This is a genomic window from Mycobacterium sp. (assembly GCF_049802695.1).
GTDB lineage: Bacteria > Actinomycetota > Actinomycetes > Mycobacteriales > Mycobacteriaceae > Mycobacterium.
This window is the reverse complement of record NZ_JBARMY010000397.1, coordinates 1-4,945: the sequence shown is the minus strand read 5'-3', so window position 1 is coordinate 4,945 and position 4,945 is coordinate 1. Positions and strand designations below refer to the sequence as shown.

The following is a 4,945-nucleotide window of genomic DNA, read 5'->3' as shown; positions in this document are numbered from 1 at the left end:
GCGGATCCGCAGCGCCTCATCGGCGGTGGTGGCCTTCGCGGTGCCGGCCGGCGCCGCTTTCCCAGAACACTCCGGGGTGCTGGCCGCCAGCGGCGAACCGCTGCGGGCTAAGGCGATCACGTTGTCGTCGCGCAAATGGGGCCTTCAAAAGGCTAGCGGCGACTTCGAGCTGGTGCGGTTGTCGTTCGGCCGGTTCGGCGACGACGTCTCGTCCGGGGCCTCCGACGACCGATTGGTCGACTGGGCGGTGGAAGACCTGACGACGGTGTTCGGCGTGGCCGTCAGGCCGGTCGAGGCGCGGGTGCAGCGCTGGATCGACGCGATGCCACAATACGAACCCGGGCATGGCGAGTTGGTGGCCGAATTGCGCGCCGGGCTGCCTGGCACCTTGGGCGTGGCGGGCAGCTACCTCGACGGCATCGGCGTGCCGGCCTGCATCGGCGCCGCCGGCCGTGCAGCCGAAGGTGTGATCCGGGCGGTTCAAGACCTCGTGGCACGATAGTTATCATGGCTCGCTTGGACTACGACGCCCTGAACGCGACAGTGCGCTACCTGATGTTTTCGGTGTTCTCGGTGCAGCCCGGCGCGCTCGGGGACGGCCGCGACGATGTGGTCGACGAGACGGCCACCTTCTTCAAGCAGCAGGACGAACGCGGGGTCGTGGTGCGCGGCCTCTATGACGTCGCCGGCCTACGCGCCGACGCGGACTTCATGATCTGGACGCACGCCGAACGCGTCGAAGCGCTGCAGGCGACCTACGCCGACTTTCGGCGCACCACCACACTGGGACGCGCAAGCACGCCGGTGTGGAGCAGTGTGGCGCTGCATCGGCCCGCCGAGTTCAACAAGAGTCACATCCCGGCATTTATGGCCGGTGAAGAACCGGGCGCCTACGTCTGCGTGTATCCGTTCGTGCGGTCCTACGACTGGTACCTGCTGCCGGACGAGGAGCGTCGTCGGATGCTCGCCGAGCACGGCATGGCCGCCCGCGGCTATAAGGACGTTCGGGCGAACACGGTTCCGGCGTTCGCGCTCGGCGACTACGAGTGGATCCTGGCCTTCGAGTCGCCCGAACTGCACCGCATCGTCGACCTGATGCGCGACCTGCGGGCAACCGACGCCCGCCGTCATACCCGGGCCGAAACCCCGTTCTTCACCGGGCCGCGGGTACCGGTCGAGCAACTGGTGGCGGCTCTGCCCTGATCGCCGCCGTTCGGGCGATTTACAGCTGGGGTGTCTACCCTCGGCGGCATGACTGCTCCTGTTGATCCCGCCCGCTTCGAAGAGATGTACCGCGATGAGCGGATCGCTCATGGCCTGCCCGCCGCCACACCCTGGGACATCGGCGGCCCGCAGCCGGTTGTCCGGCAGCTGGTAGCGCTGGGCGCGATCAAAGGCGAGGTGCTCGACCCGGGCACCGGCCCAGGGCACCACGCGATCTATTACGCGTCGAAGGGCTACTCGGCCACCGGGATCGACGCCTCGCCGACCGGGCTGGAGCGGGCAAGGGAGAACGCGCAGAAAGCGGGGGTGTCGGTTAACTTTCAGCTGGCCGACGCCACGAAGCTGGAAGGCTTGGACAACCACTTCGATACCGTCGTCGACTGCGCGTTCTACCACACCTTCAGCACCGACCGTGACCTTCAGCTGTCCTATGCGCGTGCGTTGCACCGGGCTACCAAACCCGGAGCGCGGCTGTACATGTTCGAGTTCGGTGAGCACAGCGTCAACGGTTTCAACATGTTGCGATCGTTGTCGGAGAACGACTTTCGCGACGTGCTTCCGGTCGGCGGCTGGGAGATCACCCATCTGGGGCCGACGACGTATCAGGTCAATTTGAGCAGCGAGACGATCGAGATGATGGCCGAGCGGAATCCGGACATGGCCGACCGGGCCGACGACATGTTGCAGCGGTACAAGGCGATGGAGCCGTGGCTGGTCAACGGCCGCGTGCATGCCGGCTTCTGGGAAGTGCACGCCACCCGGGTGGACTGATGTCGTCGACAACCTCTAGGACGTGGGGACCAGCCGCAGCGAGACCGAGTTGATGCAGTAGCGCTGATCGGTCGGTGTGGGGTAGCCCTCACCGGTGAAAACATGACCGAGGTGGCTGTGGCAGTTGGCGCACAGCACCTCGGTGCGCGTCGCGCCCATGGAATGGTCCGGACGCAGAATCACCGCGTCTGACTTCGAGGGGTCGAAGAACGACGGCCAGCCGCAGTGCGACTCGAATTTCTCTGTGCTGCGAAACAGTTCGGCGCCGCAGGCGCGGCACTGGTAGATGCCCTCGGTCTTGGTGTCGGTGTACTCACCGGTGAAAGGCCGCTCGGTGCCGGCGCGACGCAGCACATCGAACTCCTGCGGGTTCAGCCGTTGACGCCACTCATCGTCGGAGAGCTGAACTTTTGGCAGCTGCTTGGTCATCAGCGCCACTCCTCCTCGTCGCTTCGCTTCGCATCGTCGTCGGCGCGGTCATGCATCCACGCTAGCGCGGGGTTGCTCGACCGTCAGCCAGACCGGGTCGATCCCGTTGTCCAGCCGGTTCTCGGCCTTGGCGTCCAGGTAGCGAAAATAGAGCACGCAGAACGTCACGATGAGCAGCAACGACCAGCCATAGGTGATTTTCAGGTAGTCCAGCGGGCGCCCGACGTACATCCATTTGAACAGCAGCCACTTGTCCATCGTCAGAAACCCGTAGACACCCAGCCACGCCGGCCAGTTACGGATCACCGAGTTGGGCAGCAGAACCGTCATCAGGAACGGGAACAGCATCATCGAGTAATAACCCTGCGCCAGCGACAGCACCAGCCACGACCACAGCAGTAGCACACCCGACGACGTCAGCAGCCAGAATCGCGGGTCGCGGGTGCGGTAATAGCGGTAAAGCAGCCACAGGCTGCCGATGGCGAGGAGGGTGAACAGGATTCGCAGTGACAGGATCAGCCAGGTCGGCAGGCCGAAATACACACCGTTGCCCAGAATCGAGCTGTTGAAGTAGTCGCGGGTGCCCAGGATGTACGGCAAGGTGTGAGCGAAAAAGTCGCCCGGGTCGCTGAGCAGCGGCAGCGCGGCCAGATTGAACACCGCCGGAACGGCGAGGGCCGCCAGCACCGTGCGCCACTGCCGGTTGAGCAGCGGCAGCAGTAACAGCGGCCCCAGTACGGGTTTGACCACCAGCGCCAGGCCGATGGCGATTCCGGCCCACCACTGATGGTCGCCGCCGTTCGTCCCCGGGTCGTTCAACAGCCAGCGGAAGAACAGCACCTCCAGCAGCAGGATGCAGCCGTTGACGTTGGTGAACACCAGAGTGCTGGTCACCGACTCGGTGCAGAACATCGCCAAAAGCAACGCCGGGGCGGCCACCGAGGCCAGCGTGCGGTTGAACAGCCGCAGCAGCAGGTAGGCGGCGAGCACGATGGCCACAGCGTTGACCAGGATGAACAGGCAGCGCGAGGTCGCGAAGGACAGGTAGCCGAACGGCGCCATGATCAGGGTGCCGCCCGGCGGGTAGAGATAGTGCGGGTCGACGTAGTCGAAGTGCTCGTTGTAGAGCGGCACACCTTGCCGGAAATTAAGTGCCGCCCGGTAGACGGGTGTGAAATCGTCGGTGATGTTTCCGTTGGCGGTCAGCACCACGCTGCGGTGGATGATCGACATGATGGCCGCCGGCCACAACACGGACCGCCACACGGTGGCGGTGCTCGGTGGGCCGGTGCGGGGACGAAACGCGGCGCGCAGGAAATCACCCAGGCCGCTGTGGGTGGAGTCGGCTGCCGTCACGAGCGAACCGTACACCGGCGCGTCCGGGCCATTGATGCAGCCCGAACTATGAGGCGGGGCAGTAGGTGTCGGTTTCCGGGAGCTTGCCGTTGTTCAGGTAGCCGATCAGCGGCGGCACGGCACACGACGAGTAGATGCTGGCGCCGTGGCCGATGCCTTGCCACATCACCCGCTTGCTCGCCGCGCCGGCGTTGATGACGCTGGCGGCTGTCGCGGTCACACCTTCCATGCCGACGATCGGATCGTTCTGCACGCCCTGCAACATGACGTCGATCTTGAGGTGCTTGGGCTGCTGCGGTGTTAGGCCGCTGGGCCAGTGCACGCACTCGGCCAGGTTGAGGGCGGCGACGGCGCCGAACTGCGGGTACAGCTTGCTCCAGGCGACCACCAGCTCGCGGATCCGGTCAGGTGTCGGACGGTTCAGCGCGTCGCTGCACGAGTTGATGAATTCGCCGTCGGTGCCCGTGATGGCCTCAGCCCGGTTGATCAGACTCGTCAGCTTGTTCGTGTCGCCGGAGTTGGCGGCGCTGATCGCGTCGGCCAGGTTGGTGGTGTTGGAGATCCGGTCGCCGGTCGGGAAGCCGAGCGCGGTGACCAGTGCGTCGACGACAGCGGCCACCGACGCGCCGCCGGGCCCGTGTCCCGCTTTAGCCGCGGCCAGCAGCGAAGCCACCGCACCCTTGGGATCCGGGCCTAGCGAGCAGTTCACGGCGACGCACTGCGCGGCGAACGCGTCCAGTGCCGCCTGCTGACCCTTGACCCTCTGCTCGGCGGCGCCTTCGGCGTTGATTCCCAACGGGATGGGCGAATCCAGCACCAGCCGGGCGACCTTGTCGGAATGCGTCCCGGCGTAGCTCAGCGCCACCTGAGCGCCGTTACCGATGCCGATCAGCGCCAATGCCGGAACATCCCAGATGCTGCGCAGTCGTTCGATGTCGTCGGCGGCGTGATTGTTGTCGTAGTCGGAGTCGCCGGGGGCAATGGTGTCGGTGCAGCTGGTGGTGGCGCTGTTGGCGGTGTCGGAAAGGTTGGCCACCGGGTCGTCACCGGGCTGGAACTGCGCCTGGTCGCGCATCTGCTCGCGGTCCAGCTGGTCGCGGCAGTCCACCGCGCTCGACGTGCCCATGCCGCGGCGGTCGACGGCGACGATCGGGCGGCTGCGCAG

At 65.9% G+C, this 4,945-nt stretch carries 5 protein-coding genes and 1 pseudogene; 3 read left to right on the top strand and 3 right to left on the bottom strand.

Annotated features, from left to right (window positions below; genetic code table 11):
* From WA317_RS16275 to WA317_RS16265, 3 genes and pseudogenes are all read left to right on the top strand, one after another.
* Positions 1 to 502, top strand: a pseudogene (locus WA317_RS16275) (protoporphyrinogen oxidase); the annotation flags it as partial.
* Positions 503 to 507: 5 nt separating this feature from the next.
* Positions 508 to 1,203, top strand: a complete 696-nt coding sequence (gene hemQ, locus WA317_RS16270) for a hydrogen peroxide-dependent heme synthase (RefSeq protein WP_425174012.1) — start codon at positions 508 to 510, stop codon at positions 1,201 to 1,203.
* Between the two features lie 48 nt (positions 1,204 to 1,251).
* Entirely contained in the window at positions 1,252 to 1,995 is a 744-nt protein-coding gene (locus WA317_RS16265) for a class I SAM-dependent methyltransferase (RefSeq protein WP_425174011.1), read from the top strand.
* Between the two features lie 15 nt (positions 1,996 to 2,010).
* On the opposite strand, the gene msrB is transcribed toward WA317_RS16265, so the two are convergent.
* The 3 genes from msrB to WA317_RS16250 form a co-directional block, all read right to left on the bottom strand.
* Entirely contained in the window at positions 2,011 to 2,424 is a 414-nt protein-coding gene (msrB, locus tag WA317_RS16260; RefSeq protein ID WP_425174010.1) for a peptide-methionine (R)-S-oxide reductase MsrB, read from the bottom strand.
* A 48-nt stretch (positions 2,425 to 2,472) separates the two neighbouring features.
* Complete coding sequence (aftC, locus tag WA317_RS16255) at positions 2,473 to 3,795, bottom strand: arabinofuranan 3-O-arabinosyltransferase (RefSeq protein WP_425174009.1); 1,323 nt, start codon at positions 3,793 to 3,795, stop codon at positions 2,473 to 2,475.
* A gap of 31 nt (positions 3,796 to 3,826) precedes the next feature.
* Positions 3,827 to 4,945, bottom strand: a 1,119-nt coding sequence (locus tag WA317_RS16250) for an alpha/beta hydrolase (protein ID WP_425174008.1), incomplete at its 5' end; no start/stop codon positions are given.

Coding starts and splice junctions, on each gene's coding strand:
- hemQ (WP_425174012.1), top strand. CDS start 508: ATGGCTCGCTTGGACTACGACGCCCTGAACGCGACAGTGCGCTACCTG.
- msrB (WP_425174010.1), bottom strand. CDS start 2,424: ATGACCAAGCAGCTGCCAAAAGTTCAGCTCTCCGACGATGAGTGGCGT.
- WA317_RS16265 (WP_425174011.1), top strand. CDS start 1,252: ATGACTGCTCCTGTTGATCCCGCCCGCTTCGAAGAGATGTACCGCGAT.